We start from the raw sequence: 16,383 nt of genomic DNA on the forward strand, positions 1-16,383 counted from the left end.
CTCACTTGTCCTTCGCGAGTTCGTACGTCCGGTCCTCTTCGGGGATCGCGGAGTCGCCGCCGGGCGCGACCAGGGCGAGCCGGACACGCTGGGCGAAGGACTCGGCGTAGGTGATGCGCTGGGCGTCGAGGGCGGACAGGGCGAAGGTGATGGGGACGGCGTCGGTGGGTTCCCGGCCCCGGTCGTTCTCGTCCGGCGTCAGGACGGTCAGCTCGCCGACGTCGATGACCCGGGCGTCGGTGACGATGATCTTGGACTGGTCGGGGTCGCCCTCCCGCTCACCCTCGAAGGTGGCGTAGACGTTGACCCGGGAGCCCGCGGTGATCTTCCCGGCGACGCCGGTCGCCGCGTCGATCATGATGGCGACCTCCTGCTCGCCCGGCTCCAGGGCGGGCCGCCTCACGATCATGTCGGTCTGGAGCAGGGAGCCCTTCCGCAGCGTGGTGACCGCGATCTTGCCGCGGATCTCGGACAGGTCGCGGACCGCGTTGGGCGACAGCCACCGCTCGGGCATCGAGACCTTCTCGAACTGGGCGGCGGACAGCGGTGTGTAGGGCTCGATCTGCTGCTTCAGGCGGTACGCCGCGACTTCGGGGCCGACCTTGGACTTCACGTCGTTGACGACGGACAGCACGCCCGCGAACGCGCCGAGGGCGCACAGGACGGAGAGGAGGAGCAGTATCACGCCGCGGCGCTGACGGGAGTTCATGAAGCGGGCAACCTCATCGGGGGGTGGCGGTCGGGGCTTCTCTGGTGCTCACCCGGCGGTGAGCTGGTGGTGCTGCGCGGGAGGTGGCGCGGTGGCGGAGCAGAACACGCAGCGGTCGCCGATGACGTCGATGCCGCACCAGTGGCAGCTGCTCTGCCGGACCGAGCCGACCAGCTGGTAGAGGACCGACAGGTCGGGCAGGTAGGAGCAGAACTCGATCAGCTTCCCGGTCCCCCACCAGACCGGCGACTCGGCGGGCAGCGCCGTCTCCCGCAGGCCCTGCACCTTCCAGGACGGCCCGAGGGTGCCCGTGACCCAGTCGGACTGGAGCTGCCCCTTGGCGGTGAGCATCCAGGTGCCGAACTCGGGGCCGGTGAGGGCGGCGCCGGGGGCGAGGCGGACGAGCTGCGGCTGCGGGTGCGCCACGACGGCGAACTGGCTGCCGGGCACCCAGGACTTGGCGTGCGCCTTGAGGTCGACGGGGACCCGGTCGAGGCGGGCGACCGAGCCGAGCAGCGCGCCGGCGTGGATGTAGTGGGTGAGCAGCCGGCCGGCGGAGGCGAGGACACCGGGGCTCAGGTCGCAGGAGGCGAGCTGGCGCAGCTGGCGGGCGAGGACGGCGACGCCGAGCGGCGGCAGCTCCGGCCTGAAGAGGGCGATCCGGTCGGTCTCCAGCAGGGAGCGGACGGTGCGCAGCCGGCGTTCGACGGCGGCGGGTGCGGCCGCGGAGTGGACGACGACGAGATGGCCGTGGGTCTCCAGGACGGCCAGGACCTCGGCGAGCACCTGCTCCAGCGGACGCCGGTCCAGGTCCTTCAGCACGACCGCGGGCAGCGTCCGCTCGTCCTGCGCCGGCAGCGCCAGGTCGGCGCTGGTCACGGCAATGGCAGTTGGCACGCGCAGCTCCCCGCTCTCACGCCGGTCGGTCCGCCGGGGTGACTCCGACGCACCGAGATGACTTCACTGCGTGACTACGTCAGCACTGTATCCACGCCTCTGTGACCGGAGAACAGCGTTTGTGTAGCTCGCGAGCAACTGCCTTCGCACAAGTCACGCCAAAACGGGACAGGTTGTGCGCACCGGGGGCCCGAAGCGGCACCCTTTCGAAGCATCCCCCGGAAACCGGGAGTTTGGTCTGGACCTCTTGACAACTCAATTGGCCTAGACCAACTTTGAGGGGTCAGCGGTGGCCACCGTCGTCCCGAAGGACCCACGACCCCCACTCCCCCAACGGAGGCCCCAGTGGACCTCGTACACAGACGGAGAAACAGGCGCATACGCCTGTGGTCCGGCGCCGCCACCGCCGCCCTCGCCCTCTCCCTCACCACCGCCGTCCAGGCGTCCGCCGCGGACATCAACAACGCGAAGAACGCGGGCTTCGAATCGGGCTTGAGCAACTGGACCTGCTCCGCGGGCAGCGGAACGACCGTCACCTCCCCCGTGCACGGCGGCTCGGCCGCGCTCAAGGCGACACCCGCCGGGCAGGACAACGCCCGCTGCTCGCAGACGGTCGCCGTCAAGCCCAACTCGACGTACACCCTCAGCGCCTGGGTCCAGGGCGGCTACGCCTACCTGGGCGCGACCGGCACCGGCACGACGGACGTCTCGACGTGGACCCCGGACTCCGCGTCCTGGAAGCAGCTGACGACGACGTTCCGCACCGGCGCGTCGACGAACTCGGTGACGATCTACACCCACGGCTGGTACGGCCAGGCGGCGTACCACGCGGACGACATCTCCGTCTTCGGCCCCGACGGCGGCGGTGGCACCGACCCGGGCCCGACGATCCCGGGCGCCCCGAGCGGCCTGACGGTCTCCGGCACGACGTCGTCGTCCGTCTCCCTCAACTGGAACACGGTGTCCGGCGCGACCGGCTACAACATCTACCGCAACGGTACGAAGATCACCGCGGTCACCGGCACTTCCGCCACCGTGACGGGCCTCGCGGCCTCCACGTCGTACTCCTTCCAGGTCACGGCGACGAACGCGGCGGGTGAGTCGCCGAAGTCGGCGACGGTGAACGCGACGACCTCCCCCACCGGCGGCGGAGGCGGCGGCTCCGTGCCCAAGCACGCGGTGACCGGCTACTGGCAGAACTTCAACAACGGCGCGACCGTGCAGAAGCTGTCGGACGTCCAGGCGCAGTACGACATCATCGCGGTCGCCTTCGCCGACGCCACCGGGACGCCGGGCGCGGTGACGTTCAACCTGGACTCGGCGGGGCTGGGCGGCTACACCGTCGACCAGTTCAAGGCCGACATCAAGGCCAAGCAGGCCGCCGGCAAGAAGGTCATCATCTCGGTGGGCGGCGAACGCGGCACCGTCACCGTGAACGACTCGACGTCCGCGACGAACTTCGCCAACTCGGTCTACGGCCTGATGCAGACGTACGGCTTCGACGGCGTCGACATCGACTTGGAGAACGGCCTCAACGCGACGTACATGACGCAGGCGCTCCGGTCCCTGTCCGCGAAGGCGGGCCCGTCGATGGTCCTGACGATGGCCCCGCAGACCATCGACATGCAGTCGACGTCGAACTCGTACTTCCAGACCGCGCTGAACGTGAAGGACATCCTCACGGTCGTCAACATGCAGTACTACAACAGCGGTTCCATGCTGGGCTGCGACGGCAAGGTCTACAGCCAGGGCTCGGTGGACTTCCTGACGGCGCTGGCCTGCATCCAGCTGGAAGGCGGCCTCGCCCCGTCCCAGGTCGGCCTGGGCCTGCCGGCGTCGACGCGGGGCGCGGGCAGCGGCTATGTGTCTCCGACGGTGGTGAACAACGCGCTGGACTGCCTGACGAAGGGCACGGGGTGCGGGTCGTTCAAGCCCTCGCGGACCTACCCCGACCTGCGGGGCGCGATGACCTGGTCCACGAACTGGGACGCGACGGCGGGCAACGCGTGGTCGAACGCGGTGGGGCCGCACGTGCACGCGCTGCCGTAGACCGAAGCTGTAGGCAGCGGTAGACCGAAAACGTGTGAGCCGCTTTGCTCTCCGTAACCACCCCATGTGATCTTTGGGAACATGAGTACGGAGGGGGAAGCCGTCGACCTGATTGACGTCGTGCGGCGGGCGCGGGAGGGACTGGCCCCGCCGCAGGACGTCTTCGACGCGTTCATCAGGGCACGGGTGTACTGCGAACGGCCGGACGAGCCGGGCTTTCTCACGGTGCCGGCATCGGCGGCCGGGACGGCGGCAGTCGGCGAGGGCCCGCGTTCCAGTCTCCTGGACCTGATGGACGCCGAAGACAGGCGGGCTGCGGCGATAGCCGACCGCCTGGTCCCCGTCTTCTCCTCCCTCGATCAGTTCGCCCTGTTCGCGGGCGAGGGGCCGTGGTTCTCCACCACCGGCGCCGACGTACTCGATCTCCTGCCACCCGGACTGGACGTGTGGCTGGACCCGGCCGCGGAACACGCGGTGCGGCTGGCGTCGGCGGCCATCGGCGAATCCGAGCCGGTGCTGCACATCTCGTACCGGAACGGGGGGAGCGCGACGGCATGAGCGGTGAATCCTGGCTGGTACCCAGAGGTGCCGACGGCGGTGACTTCAAGTACGAGGTGCAGTTTCTCCAGTCGATAGCCCGCCCCTTGGAGGAGTCGACCGAGGCGGCACGCAAACTCGCCGGCGAAAGCGCCGAGCAGCGGCTCGAGTTCATGGCACTGAACACGCTCGACAAGACCGGCGCGAGCGAGGTGACGGACGCCGTCGACTCCTTCCTCGCCAAGTGGAGCCACGGCCTCGGCTGCATCGCGGACGACGCCGACGTGATCGTGGCCGCGCTCGCCTCCGTGATCAACACCTTCCTCGTCACCGATACGAAGGTGGCGTACGAGGCGCGGATGGTCGAGTTGCAGAAGCAGCAGAAGGACGACCGGCCGGTGACGTCGTGGCTGGAGGGGCACGGCATCACGGGCAAGGAACAGCAGTTCAGGCCGCGTACGGAGAGCACTGAGCAGGGCACCGGCGGGGAGTAGAGGCGTAAACGATGACCGAGAAGAGTTTCCGCCGCCGGGCATGGATCGCCGAAGGGGACACCGTCCAGGACTGGATACCCGGCAAACCGTCCGAACTGGACGAGCTGATCAAGAAGCTGGCCGGCGCGGCGGCGCACTTCGGCCAGGGCGCGGAACAGCTGCGCAAGCTGAACACCGACCCCTGGCAGGGCGAGGCGGCCGAGGTGTTCCGCGACACGGTCAAGCGTCTCCCCAAGGACCTGGACACGGCGCTGGACGCGTTCGTCGCGGCCAGCCTGGCGGTGCTGGCCTACCGGAACACCCTCGACACCGCCCAGCGCCTCACCGCGCAGATCATCGACAACGAGGCGCCGACCGCCCGCGAGTTGTCGCGTACGTACGACAAGGCGGTGACGGACTACAACGCGGCGGTGAAGGCGGGCGACACGAAGGCCGGCGACACGGCAGGCGTCACCAAGCCGCCGTCGACCGACCCGGGCAAGACGCTGATGGCCGAACTGGTCGGCAGGATCCAGACCGCCCAGGGCGACGTCGAGGAGGCGGCGGCCACCGCCAAGCGGGAGCTGGGGAAGGCCGCGGAGAAGGCGCCGAACCGCCCGAGCGCCTGGTCCCGCTTCAAGGGCGGCGCAAAGGAGGCAGCGGAGGACTTCGGCGACTTCGCCCTCGCGGTGAACCCCGGCCGCCTGCTGACCGAGCCCGGCGCCTACCTCCACGACGCCGGGATGGTCATCGACGGCGGCATCGGAGCCGTCCGCGACCCCGTCGCCTTCTCGAAGGACTTCTACCAGGGCACGGTGAACACCTGGGACGCGTTCGAGAAGGACCCGGTGCGGATGCTGGGCTACTTGGCGCCGAGCCTGGCCGGCGGGGTTGCGGTGGGCGGATCGGCGGGGCTCGCACGTCGGCTGGACGGGGTCAATGGACTGGGGAAGCCGACCGGCCTCGGGACGGCGGGCGAGCACCTCGCCGACGCCCCGTCCGGTGCCCACAGCAAACCGGGCCAGGTCGCCGAGAAGGACCCCACGGACCCCGTGAACCTGGCCACCGGCAAGATGTACCTGCCGCAGACGGACGTGACGCTGCCGGGCACGCTGCCGCTGGTGTTCACACGCCGGGCGGAGTCCGGCTACCGCGCGGGCCGCTGGTTCGGCCCGTCCTGGTCGAACACGGTCGACCAGCGCCTGGAGATCGACGCGGACCGCATCGTCTTCGTCCACGAGGACGGCCTGCTCCTCGCCTACCCGCACCCGGAGCCCGGTGGCGAGCCGACCCTGCCGACCGAGGGCCCGCGCTGGCCCCTGCACCGGGACCCGGAGGGTTACCGGATCACCGACCCGTCGACCGGCCGGGTCTGGCATTTCGAGGACCAGACGGACGCCCACGCCCGGCTGGAGCAGATCGACGACCGCAACGGCAACTGGATCACCTTCGAGTACGACAAGGACGGCGCCCCGTCCGCGATCGCCCACAGCGGCGGCTACCGCATCCGCATCACGACCGAGGACCACCGGATCACGGCGCTGCACCTGGCCGGCGCCGACCAGGAACTGATCCGCTACGGCTACTCGGAGGCGGGCGACCTGACGGAGGTCGTGAACTCGTCGGGACGGCCCCTGAAGTTCACGTACGACGAGGCGGGCAGGATCACCTCCTGGACCGACACGAACGACCGCGGCTACACATACGAGTACGACGACCGGGACCGCTGCGTCGCGGAGGGCGGCGCAGAGGGCCACATGACCCTGCGCCTGGAGTACGGCGACCGCGACCCGCACACGGGCCTGCGCACGACGACGGCGACCACGGGCGCCGGCCACGTCCACCACTACCTGGTGAACGACCTGTGCCAGGTGGTCGCCGAGACCGACCCGCTGGGCGCGACCACCCGCTTCGAACGGGACCGCTACAACCGCGTCCTGTCCCGCACGGACCCGCTGGGCCACGTCACGTCGTTCCGCTACGACGAGGCGGGCAACCTGGCGTCGGTCGTCCGAGCCGACGGCCGGGAGACGACGGCGGAGTACAACGAGCTGGCGCTGCCCGTCCGGGTGGTGAACACGGACGGCACGGCCGTGCGCCAGACGTACGACGACCGGGGCAACAGGACGGCGGTGACGACCCCGGCGGGCCACACCACCCGGTTCACCTACAACGAGGCGGGCCACCTCACGTCGGTGACCGACCCACTCGGCCACACGACATCGGTCCGCTGCGACGCGGCAGGGCTCCCCGTGGAGATCACGGACCCTCTGGGCGCGATCACACGTTACGACCGTGACGCGTTCGGCCGACCCGTCACGATCACGGACCCGACCGGCGCGACGACCCACCTGGAGTGGACGGTCGAAGGCCGTCTGTCCCGCCGTACGGCCGCCGACGGCACAACGGAGAGCTGGACGTACGACGGCGAAGGCAACTGCACCACCCACACCGACCCGATGGGCGGTGTCTCGCGCTACGAGTACACCCACTTCGATCTGCTGACGTCCCGTACGGGCCCGGACGGCGTCCGCTACGACTTCGACCACGACAAGGAACTGCGGCTGACGAAGGTCACCAACCCGCAGGGCCTGACATGGACGTACGAGTACGACCCGGCCGGCCGTCTGATCACGGAGACGGACTTCGACGACCGCCGCCTGACGTACGGCTACGACGCGGCGGGCCGCCTGACCTCGCGGGTGAACGCGCTCGGCGAGACCGTCTCCTTCGAACGCAACGAACTGGGCCAGGTGCTCCGCAAGGACGCCGCGGGCCAGGTCACGACCTTCGCGTACGACCAGACGGACCAGCTCGCGGAGGCGACGGGCCCGGACGGCACGACCCTGGCACTTTCGCGGGACGAGTTCGGCCGCCTGCTCTCGGAGACGGTCGACGGCCGGACACTCACATACACCTACGACGACCTGGGCCGCCGAACGGGCCGCACGACCCCGACCGGCGCGACGACGACCTGGGGGTACGACGCGGCCGGCCGCCGCACAGGCATGGTGGTTTCGGGCCGCGCGATCGACTTCACCTACGACGCGGCAGGCCGCGAACTGACCCGCCGGATCGGCGAGACGGTCACCCTGGAGCACGACTTCGACGAGCTGGGCCGCTTGACGACGCAATCGGTGAGGGGAGCGGGCGGGGCCCGGATCCAGCACCGCGCGTACACGTACCGCGCCGACGGCAACCTGATCGGCATCGACGACCAGCTCTCCGGCGCCCGTCGCTTCGACCTGGACCCGGCGGGCCGGGTGACGGCGGTGCACGCGGCGAACTGGACGGAGACGTACGCGTACGACGCGGCGGGCAACCAGACGTCGGCGTCCTGGCCGACGTCCCACCCCGGCGCGGAAGCGGTGGGCGACCGCGAGTACACGGGCACCCGCATCACCCGGGCCGGCCGAGTCCGCTACGAACACGACGAACTGGGCCGCGTCACCCTGCGCCAGAAGCCCCGCCTGTCCCGCAAGCCGGCCACCTGGCGCTACGAATGGGACACCGGGGACCGCCTGACGTCGGTGACGACTCCGGACGGCACCCGCTGGCGCTACACATACGACCCGCTGGGCCGCCGCACGGCGAAGCTCCGCCTGGCGGAGGACGGCGAAACGGTCGTCGAGCGGGTGCTGTTCACCTGGGACGGCACGACCCTGTGCGAACAAACCACGACCTCTCCGGACCTGCCCAACCCGGTCACCCTCACCTGGGACCACCAGGGACTGCGCCCCCTGGCCCAGACGGAACGCCTCCTGTCCCCCGCGGGAGCCCCCCAGGAGGAGATCGACTCCCGCTTCTTCACCATCGTCACCGACCTCATCGGCACGCCGAGCGAGCTCATCGACGAACGGGGCGAGATCGCGTGGCGCACCCGCAGCACACTGTGGGGCACGACGGCATGGGCAGCCGACAGCACGGCCTACACGCCTCTGCGCTTCCCCGGCCAGTACTTCGACCCGGAAACGGGGCTGCATTACAACTACTTCCGTCACTACGACCCCGAGGTCGCTCGCTTCCTTACTCCTGACCCGCTAGGCCTCGTCCCCGCGCCCAACCCAGCCACCTATATCCACAATCCGCACACTTGGGGGGATCCTCTAGGGCTCGCTGGTTGCCCATCAGGCGCGGGAGACGCCGAAATCGATCCCCGGAAGCTGGACTACCTGTTCAACAAGGACATCAAGCCAGACTCGCACAATTCGCCCAGAGCGCTGCAGAACGAGCTACAACTGCGTCGGATCGGCATCAATGACACTCCGGAGATGCGACAGTACGTGACGGATCACCTGGCTGATGCGTCCACCCAGCCCTTTGAGAGGACCTTCACGAACCAGTGGAACGGCGGCAGCGGCGACTTCGGCGTGACGCGATCCGTCCTCTATGGCCCGGGTGGAGCACTTGAGGTCGAGAGCACCTGGCAGTTGACGTCCGATGGCGGGCCTAGGCTGTCCACCGTCATCTTCCGCGGCAGCGGGTCAGGCCCAAGTATCGTCAAGAGCGCCGACCACTGGCCGCCCTATAACCACTAATTACGGAGGATCGAGGCGACCATGTACCGAGAATTCATTGTCCCGAGCGACCATGACATCCTTGAGGCTATCGGTGAATGGCCCGAGAGCGAGCAGGGAAGCGACGCCCGCACGATTACCCTTCGAGACGAAGATGATGAGCGAATTTTGTTGTCCTATGACGCACTCGCCAGATCGGTGAGGGTGCGCCGGGAGGACCGGAACGGCGAAGTTACGCTGGACATCTTCCGGGAGGGCGCCACGCACATGACCATCCATTCGAGCGCAGGCGCTACTCACATCCTGATCGAATTTCAAATGGGCGAGTGTGCCGGGAAAATGGAGATCCAAACAACACCAGCTCTGACAATTGCCGACCGACTTCTTTTCACATAAAAGCAAAGTTGAATGCCATTCGGATCGCCGCCATCGACATGGCGGGCACATTTCGTCAGGGTTGGACCACTCCCCTCGGCGGCCCCCTGAAACAGCCCGCCGGTCTCAGTCTGGCACGCTACGCGGAGGCGACCAAGCTCCCACACCTGGATGGCTGCAGGTGACGTTTCACAATCATCAAGAACTTCACGTGACTGTCATCGCGGTGGCTCCAGTCGGCGCCATGGTCGACGCCGACGGCGAGACCGGGTTCGTCGACCGAGTGAAGCACCCTTCCTGGTGGGAAGAGGGCACCGCACCACCCCAGGTCGGAGATCGGCTGCACGTCGTCGTCCTTGACGCAAACCGAGTACCTCCCCGGTTCAGCGCGCTTCAGCAGGACATCGACATCTCACGGCGAGAGCGGGAATCCAGCATGTGACGGGACCGCATTCACTTTCACTTACAGCCGCAGGACGTGACGGGGGACGGGTGATCCGGGTTGGCCCCGACGGAATATTCGACGATGTTACCGCGGCCAACATTGCCCACGAATTGAGCCATGCCCGGGTATGGGATTCGCGGGGCAGGAGCACGGGAACGCCAGTTCACTGGCGGACGGAAACCCCATATGGCTCAGGTAATGCTTTACAGGACTGGATAGAGGGAAACCGATGAACCGATCAATTTCCTGGCGGGAAACGGACACGGATACCCATCCGACATGGCGCCAGGTATTCAATAGGAACTGGCAAAGCCCTGATCTCTCGGAACGCTGTCCCATCTGCGACCAGAAAACGCTGCATCGCTGGTACACACAGGAGGACAATGTGGCACGAGTAGTGCGCGGCGTAGCCTTTTCAGGTCGTGGCCGACTATGGGAGTGGTGCAGCACATGCCGAACTTTCGAATACTATCCCGACGGCTTTGTCCCAGAATGGTGGGTTCCGCCCTATGCTGTCCCATCGGATGAACTGAGCTACGATCCAGGTCCCATTGAAGAGCGTCGCCGGAAAACCGATCCATCGTGAACCCCGCCTCCTGAGAGGCTGCCGCTTGAGGCAGCCGCCATTCCGGAGCGGGCAGTCATACTTGCCTCAGCTCGGTACGGGAGCCTGGCGGCTGTTCGGTCGGCCGGCCACGCGACCAGGACTTCCTGCCCGGTGTCCGGCAGGTGGGAGAGCAAGGCACGCCGTAGCTCACCGTGGCGAGTGGCGACACGTTCAGCGAAGGGCCTGCTTGCAGGGGCCACTCGGCGAGTGCCGGGAGGGGGAGGTCGCTGAACGCGTCCTGGCTCACGTGGGAGCCCATCGAGATCAAGGTCTCGGACAGGTGAGGAGGAATCTTGGCTGCCTTCCGGGTTACCAGCCCATAGGGCGGTAGTACCCGATCACCGCCGCCAATTGGTGGAACCACTCCCCCAGCCTCGTCCGGGGCTTCGCCTCGACCACGCACTCGTAGACCTGGCCGTCGAGATGGACGACGGCCATCATCAGGTGCTTGCCCGACGGGCTCGCCTTGTAGTGGACGCTGCGGACTTCCGGCCAGGGGAATTCGGCGATCACGTCGTTGATCTCGAAAGTCACGCCTTCGGCGTCGACGATGACGGAGCTGTGGCGGTCCACCGCCATGAACTCCGGGCCCATTCCCACCGATTGCGGCGGCATCGGGGCGTACTGCGGTGGGGGTGGGCCGAAGCCCGCCGGGGGCGTTGTCGGCGGGGGTGGCACCGGGGGGCCGTAGGCGGGCTGGTTGCCGTATGGCGGCGGCTGCGTGGTCATTGGCGGCGGTCCCCCGGGAACGTGGTGAGGTCCATGAGGATACTGTCCGCCGGTACCGGGCGGTCCGCCGCCTCGGGGGGTTCAGAGCAGGGTCGGCCACTGGGGGTCGAGGGCGATCTCGCGGAGCTGTTCGATCGTCAGGGCCGGGGTCTCGCGGGTGGCTGCGGTGTGCTGCGCGCCGGAGTTGAAGGCGCTGATCACGACCCGTCGGCCGTCGGGGCGCATGGTGTCGACGTTCCACATCACGACGCCCTCGCCGCCCTTCTCGCCGGGGCCTTGCCGGACGGCGACCTTCGTGCCGTCCTCCAGCGTCTCCGAGTCGGCGCCGAAGAGCTGGTCGGCGACGTCCGACATGTCGGGCTGTACGTTGATCTGGACCATGCTCCGGCCCTTGCCGTCGTCCACGACCACGTAGCCGTACTCGGTCTCCTGGCCGCCGTCCGAGACCACCTTCAGGCCCTTCGGCAGCAGCTTCTTGAGGGTCTTCACGACCGAGGTGCCGTCCGCCGCCGGCGGCACGTCGCCGCCTGCGGACGGCTTGCCCTTCGGGTTCTCCGGGATCGCGTCGATCGCGGCCCGCCACGCGGACGCCTTGGCGATCTTCGCCAGCTCCTCCGGGGACAGCGGGGGCTGCTCCCGGGTGATCGGGGCGTCCTTCTCCGCCTCGGCGTTCCACTCGCTCACGCTGATGTGCTGCCCCTCGGCGGTCACCAGCTCGGCCTGCCAGCGCTTGGTGTCCACGCGCCGGTCCGGATACTCGTACCCCTGGAAGAGCATCAGCAGGGAGCCGTCCGCCAGCCGGGTCGTGCTGCAGGCGTCGTGGGCGACGAAGGCCTTGTCCGGGCACTCGGTCACCTGGCGTGCCGACTCGCTGCCCGGCTCCACCCGGTTCAGGCCCACGGAGACGGCGCCGGGGCCCTCCCCGTCGTCGAACACGACAAGCGCGTACGGCGAGCCCCCGGCCGTGCCGTCTCCGCGCTCGCCGGTCACCTTCCCCTTCGGAAGCAGGGACTTCAGCGTGGCGATCAGCTCCTCGGCGGTCTCGGGGGCGGGCGTGCTCGTGGTCGCGGACGCCGTGCCCGCGCGGCCGACGGACTGGGCTCCGCCGCCGGCGGCGGTGCCGGTGCCGTTCCCGTTTCCCGGCAGGACCAGTGCCGCGCTCACGCCCACCGCCACGAGACTCGCCGCGCCGCCGAACACCGCGGCCCGGCGGCGCAGCCGCATCCGGCGTCCGCGGGCCTGGCCTGCGGCGATCAGGGCGGGGCGGTCGGTGTCGAAGGTGTCGCCGGTCTCGCGCAGGGCGGCGCCGAGCCGGTTCTCGAAGGGGTCCTGGGGGGTGGGGTCTGCGGGCATGGCGAACCACCGTTCTGGAGTCGGTCGTGAAACGAAGAGAGGGAGCGCGGGGCTCAGGTCGCGGCGTACTCGGTCATGTCCTCGCCGAGCAGTTCGCGCAGCCGTGCGAGAGCGCGTACGCACCGGGTGCGTACGGCCGCCGAGCTGACGTGCAGGACGGCCGCCGTCTCCTGGATGCTGCGGTCCTCCCAGTAGCGCAGCACGACCACCGCCCGGTCCTTCGCGGGCAGCCGGGCCAGTGCTTCCAGAAGGGTCAGGCGCAGGGGCGTGTCGTCACCGGTGGTGTCCGGCTGTTCGGGCAGTACGTCGGTCGCGCGCTCGGTGCTGCTGCGGCGCCGCTTCTGGGCGAGGAACGTGCGGGTGAGGACGGTCTGGGCGTACGCGGCGGGGTTTCCGGCCCGGCTGACGCGGTGCCAGCTGACGTAGAGCCGGCCCAAAGTCTCCTGGACCAGGTCCTCGGCGAGGTGGGTGTCCCCGGCCGTGAGCAGGCACGCGGACCGGTACAGGTGCCCGCCGCGCGCCGCCGCGAACTCCGCGTACTCGTCCGCCCGCCGCTGTCTCATCCGTGTTCCCCGCCCCACCCGGTGACTCGTCGGTCCGTCACCTTGCCGTCGCCGTCACCTCTTCGATGCGGTGGGGGCCGGGAAATGTTTCACGTCTTCGGCGGAGAACCGGGCCGCTAGAAGAACTCCGACCACGGCTGGTCCCAGATCTGCTTCACGCACAGGATCAGGAACAGCAGGCCGGCCAGGACCAGCATGCCGTTGCTCAGCCATCCGTTGCGCCATTCGCTGGGGGTGCGGCCCGAGTTGAGGAGCCACAGCAGTGTGCCGGCCAGGAACGGCAGGAACGCCGCGCCCAGGACGCCGTAGATGATGATCAGGCGGAAGGGCTGGCCCTGGAAGAGCAGGATGACGGGCGGGAAGGTCAGCCAGAGCAGGTAAGCGCGGAAGGGCCAGGAGCGTTCGCGGGTGCCGGCGGCGATCTCCTTGCCCTTCGCCTCGTCGCCTCGGCGGTAGCGGGCGACGAAGTCGGCGAACATGAGGCTCACGCCGTGCCAGACGCCGATCAGTGAGGTGAACGACGTGGCGAAGAAGCCGATGAGGAAGAACTTCGCCGTCGCCGCGCCGTACTCGGCCTCCAGGATGTCGGTGAGCTGGATCAGGCCCTTGTCGCCACTGGCGATGGCCACGTTCGCGGAGTGCAGGAGTTCCGCGCCGACGAAGAGCATCGACACGACGAAGATGCCCGTCGTCGCGTAGGCGACCCGGTTGTCCAGGCGCATCACCTTCATCCAGCCCGTGTCGGTCCAGCCCTTGGCGTTGACCCAGTAGCCGTAGGCCGCGAGGGTGATGGTGCCGCCCACGCCGCCGATGAGGCCGAGGGTGTTGAGGATGGAGTCCTTCTCGTCGGGGAGGACGGGGAGCAGGCCGGCGAAGGCCTCGCCCAGGTTGGGGGTGACCCTGATCGCCAGGTACACCGTCACCACGAACATGACGCCCACGAGGACCGTCATGACCTTCTCGAACACGGCGTACTTGTTGAACCAGACGAAGACCAGGCCCACCAGACCGCAGGCCACGCCCCACCATTTCAGGTCCATGACGTCGGGGAAGAGCGCCTGGAGCGGCAGCGCGCTCGACGACATCGCCGCCGCGCCGTAGACGAAGCCCCAGATCACCAGGTACGCCGCGAAGAAGTACGTCGTCCAGCGGCCGAGGCTGGCCCAGCCGTCGAACAGGGTGCGGCCGGTGGACAGGTGCCAGCGGCCCGCCGCCTCCGCCAGGGAGATCTTGACGAGGCAGCCGACGATCGCGGCCCAGAGGAGGGTGTAGCCGAAGCTGCTGCCCGCGATGAGGGTGGCGACCAGGTCGCCGGCGCCGACACCGGTCGCGGCGACGACGATTCCGGGGCCGATGTACTTCCAGCTCGATTTGCGGGGTGTGGAGGGGGTTGCCGATTCGCCGACCTGGGATGCCGTGGTGTTTCCCGTGGTGTCCGCCATGCAGGTCAAGAAAGCGGATGGTCCGCTTCGCGGCAAGAGGGCGTACGGGATCTCCACTCTTTACGCTCAGTCGGCGGTGCGCGGGGTGACGAGGGGCCCCGGCGGACGGCTGTGCCGCCGGGGCCCGGGCTGCCCGGGTCGTCTGCCCCGTGCTACGGCTGTCGCCGACCGCAGCCGTCGCACGCGCACGTGCCGAGCTCGAACCAGACGGTCTTGCCCGGCCCGTCCTGATGGCAGCCCCAGCGCCGGGCGAGCGCGTCCACCAGGTATATGCCCCGGCCGCTCTCCGAGGTGCCCGCCTGGAGCACCTGCGGTACGCGGCGGCCGGCGTCGGCGACCTCGCAGCGCAGGACCCCGTGGGCGGCGGACAGGGTGAGCCGGAAGCGGCTCGCGGAGTGCAGCAGGGCGTTGGTGGCCAGCTCGCTGACGAGGAGTTCGGCTGTGGCCACCAGGTCGTCCTGGTCGTCCCGCTCCGCCAGCCCCCACCCCTCCAGCTGCCTGCGCACCTGCGCGCGGGCCTCGCCGACCGCGGAGGGACGGGGGTCGTACTCGACGCTGGCGTACCCCGCGCCCATCGGGGGCTGGGGGTAGGCGCCGTACTCGGGGTGAGGGTCCGGGAGGACGCCCCCGGCAGGTCTCAGCATGGGTTCAGGTTGTCCCGGGGGTGGGTCCGGCACACGGGGAGGACTACCCGTTTCCATACCTGCGTGGCGGCGCCGGGACCATGCTGCCTAGGCGTACTGGAGGCGTACCGAGGTTCCCGCCGCGTCGTCCCGTACGTCCACGTACGCGCAGACCTGGCGGGCGAACCACAGGCCCTGGCCGGGTGCCGGTCCGGGGGCGGGCGGCGGGACGAAGCCGGCGAGCGGGTCGCCGACCGGGCGGGCGGAGCGCAGTTCGCAGACGCAGGACGGGGCCTCGCCCCACAGCAGTACGCCGGTCACGGGGTCCACGGCCGCCTCCGCCACGGCCGTGGCGAACAGCTCCGCCTCCGCGGCGGCCAGTCCCCGCGCGACGGCCCAGGTGCGGACGGCGTCCGGGTCGGGCGTGTCCAGCCGGTGCGCGTCCCGCGGCGCCGGGGGCAGCGGTACGGCGTCCAGCTCGGCGGCGACCAGCAGCGGGTCGGCGTACACCTCGGTGTCGGGGTGGGCGCGGCGGGCGGCGGCGATCACGGCGGGGCCCGCGGTGCGGGTGTCGTAGACGCACAGGGCGGTGGTGGCGAACGGGGCGAACAGCAGGTTGGCCAGCGCCTCGTAGCGGATCCACTCGGCGGACTCGCGCGCGGAGCGGCCGGCCCGGCCGCCCCAGTCGGGCTCCATGAGGAGGTGGATACGGCCGCCGGGGCCGGCGTGCGCGGCGAGGTAACCGGCGGCCTGCGCGATGGCGTTGGCGGCGGAGCCCGTGTACCAGTCGGTGTGCGGGACGGTGACGACGCGTGCCGCGTCACCGGCGAGGGCGTCGCGCAGCAGGTCCAGCTTGGCGGGGGCGGCGATGGCGACGGGCGGGGGCTCGTCGGGGGCGGTGAGGCCTTCGGCGAGGAAGGACAGGGCGGTGGCCAGGAACTCCTCGTCGGAGCTGTGGACGGCCATGCGGTGGTCGAAGGGGTGGGGTGGGGTGGCTGGTCGGGTGGTCATGGGGTTCCTGTCGGAGGTGGGGTGGGTCGGTACCGGTGGATCGGGGGTGAATC

At 69.5% G+C, this 16,383-nt stretch carries 14 protein-coding genes; 6 read left to right on the forward strand and 8 right to left on the reverse strand.

From position 1 onward, the window contains the following. Position 1 precedes the first annotated feature (1 nt). The gene (gene cpaB, locus AMK31_RS11085; protein WP_073940287.1) at positions 2–709 is read right to left on the reverse strand and encodes a Flp pilus assembly protein CpaB; all 708 of its coding nucleotides are present in this window, start codon (positions 707–709) and stop codon (positions 2–4) included. A 48-nt stretch (positions 710–757) separates the two neighbouring features. Further along, a complete protein-coding gene (locus AMK31_RS11090; RefSeq protein WP_073940288.1) occupies positions 758–1,606 on the reverse strand; it encodes a hypothetical protein in 849 nt (282 codons plus the stop codon). 345 nt (positions 1,607–1,951) lie between these two features. On the opposite strand from AMK31_RS11090, the gene AMK31_RS11095 reads away from it, so the two are divergent. The 6 genes from AMK31_RS11095 to AMK31_RS11120 all read left to right on the forward strand — a co-directional run bounded on the left by AMK31_RS11095 (position 1,952) and on the right by AMK31_RS11120 (position 9,999). Further along, on the forward strand, positions 1,952–3,655 hold the full coding sequence (locus AMK31_RS11095) for a chitinase (RefSeq protein WP_073940289.1): 1,704 nt from the start codon (positions 1,952–1,954) through the stop codon (positions 3,653–3,655). Between the two features lie 81 nt (positions 3,656–3,736). After that, the gene (locus tag AMK31_RS11100; RefSeq protein WP_073940290.1) at positions 3,737–4,213 is read left to right on the forward strand and encodes an SseB family protein; all 477 of its coding nucleotides are present in this window, start codon (positions 3,737–3,739) and stop codon (positions 4,211–4,213) included. Then, the gene (locus tag AMK31_RS11105; RefSeq protein ID WP_073940291.1) at positions 4,210–4,686 is read left to right on the forward strand and encodes a hypothetical protein; all 477 of its coding nucleotides are present in this window, start codon (positions 4,210–4,212) and stop codon (positions 4,684–4,686) included. The genes AMK31_RS11100 and AMK31_RS11105 overlap by 4 nt, the downstream gene beginning before the upstream one ends. Positions 4,687–4,697: 11 nt before the next feature. Then, positions 4,698–9,203: a putative T7SS-secreted protein gene (locus tag AMK31_RS11110; RefSeq protein WP_079186803.1), complete on the forward strand. Its 4,506-nt coding sequence runs from the start codon at positions 4,698–4,700 to the stop codon at positions 9,201–9,203. A gap of 21 nt (positions 9,204–9,224) precedes the next feature. Further along, positions 9,225–9,578, forward strand: a complete 354-nt coding sequence (locus tag AMK31_RS11115; protein ID WP_073940292.1) for a hypothetical protein — start codon at positions 9,225–9,227, stop codon at positions 9,576–9,578. Between the two features lie 190 nt (positions 9,579–9,768). After that, entirely contained in the window at positions 9,769–9,999 is a 231-nt protein-coding gene (locus AMK31_RS11120) for a hypothetical protein (RefSeq protein WP_241842619.1), read from the forward strand. 919 nt (positions 10,000–10,918) lie between these two features. On the opposite strand, the gene AMK31_RS11125 is transcribed toward AMK31_RS11120, so the two are convergent. The 6 genes from AMK31_RS11125 to AMK31_RS11150 all read right to left on the reverse strand — a co-directional run bounded on the left by AMK31_RS11125 (position 10,919) and on the right by AMK31_RS11150 (position 16,330). Beyond that, complete coding sequence (locus AMK31_RS11125; RefSeq protein ID WP_073940294.1) at positions 10,919–11,338, reverse strand: hypothetical protein; 420 nt, start codon at positions 11,336–11,338, stop codon at positions 10,919–10,921. 81 nt (positions 11,339–11,419) lie between these two features. After that, entirely contained in the window at positions 11,420–12,691 is a 1,272-nt protein-coding gene (locus tag AMK31_RS11130; protein ID WP_073940295.1) for a hypothetical protein, read from the reverse strand. A 53-nt stretch (positions 12,692–12,744) separates the two neighbouring features. Further along, positions 12,745–13,254 (reverse strand): SigE family RNA polymerase sigma factor, encoded by a 510-nt coding sequence (locus AMK31_RS11135; RefSeq protein ID WP_073940296.1) that lies wholly within the window; start codon positions 13,252–13,254, stop codon positions 12,745–12,747. A 116-nt stretch (positions 13,255–13,370) separates the two neighbouring features. Continuing rightward, positions 13,371–14,696 carry an Nramp family divalent metal transporter gene (locus tag AMK31_RS11140; protein ID WP_073940297.1) on the reverse strand — a complete coding sequence of 442 codons (1,326 nt, stop codon included), beginning with the start codon at positions 14,694–14,696 and terminating at the stop codon, positions 13,371–13,373. A gap of 152 nt (positions 14,697–14,848) precedes the next feature. Continuing rightward, complete coding sequence (locus tag AMK31_RS11145) at positions 14,849–15,271, reverse strand: ATP-binding protein (protein WP_073940298.1); 423 nt, start codon at positions 15,269–15,271, stop codon at positions 14,849–14,851. 156 nt (positions 15,272–15,427) lie between these two features. Continuing rightward, positions 15,428–16,330: an MEDS domain-containing protein gene (locus AMK31_RS11150; protein ID WP_073940299.1), complete on the reverse strand. Its 903-nt coding sequence runs from the start codon at positions 16,328–16,330 to the stop codon at positions 15,428–15,430. Positions 16,331–16,383: the final 53 nt, after the last annotated feature.

The sequence above is a fragment of the Streptomyces sp. TSRI0107 genome (genome assembly GCF_001905845.1).
In the GTDB taxonomy this organism is placed as follows: Bacteria; Actinomycetota; Actinomycetes; order Streptomycetales; family Streptomycetaceae; genus Streptomyces.

What these genes read in the sequence shown, in the direction of transcription:
- cpaB (WP_073940287.1), bottom strand. Translation starts at nt 709, where the DNA reads ATGAACTCCCGTCAGCGCCGCGGCGTGATACTGCTCCTCCTCTCCGTC.
- AMK31_RS11100 (WP_073940290.1), top strand. Translation starts at nt 3,737, where the DNA reads ATGAGTACGGAGGGGGAAGCCGTCGACCTGATTGACGTCGTGCGGCGG.
- AMK31_RS11105 (WP_073940291.1), top strand. Translation starts at nt 4,210, where the DNA reads ATGAGCGGTGAATCCTGGCTGGTACCCAGAGGTGCCGACGGCGGTGAC.
- AMK31_RS11110 (WP_079186803.1), top strand. Translation starts at nt 4,698, where the DNA reads ATGACCGAGAAGAGTTTCCGCCGCCGGGCATGGATCGCCGAAGGGGAC.
- AMK31_RS11115 (WP_073940292.1), top strand. Translation starts at nt 9,225, where the DNA reads ATGTACCGAGAATTCATTGTCCCGAGCGACCATGACATCCTTGAGGCT.
- AMK31_RS11125 (WP_073940294.1), bottom strand. Translation starts at nt 11,338, where the DNA reads ATGACCACGCAGCCGCCGCCATACGGCAACCAGCCCGCCTACGGCCCC.
- AMK31_RS11130 (WP_073940295.1), bottom strand. Translation starts at nt 12,691, where the DNA reads ATGCCCGCAGACCCCACCCCCCAGGACCCCTTCGAGAACCGGCTCGGC.
- AMK31_RS11135 (WP_073940296.1), bottom strand. Translation starts at nt 13,254, where the DNA reads ATGAGACAGCGGCGGGCGGACGAGTACGCGGAGTTCGCGGCGGCGCGC.
- AMK31_RS11140 (WP_073940297.1), bottom strand. Translation starts at nt 14,696, where the DNA reads ATGGCGGACACCACGGGAAACACCACGGCATCCCAGGTCGGCGAATCG.
- AMK31_RS11145 (WP_073940298.1), bottom strand. Translation starts at nt 15,271, where the DNA reads ATGGGCGCGGGGTACGCCAGCGTCGAGTACGACCCCCGTCCCTCCGCG.
- AMK31_RS11150 (WP_073940299.1), bottom strand. Translation starts at nt 16,330, where the DNA reads ATGACCACCCGACCAGCCACCCCACCCCACCCCTTCGACCACCGCATG.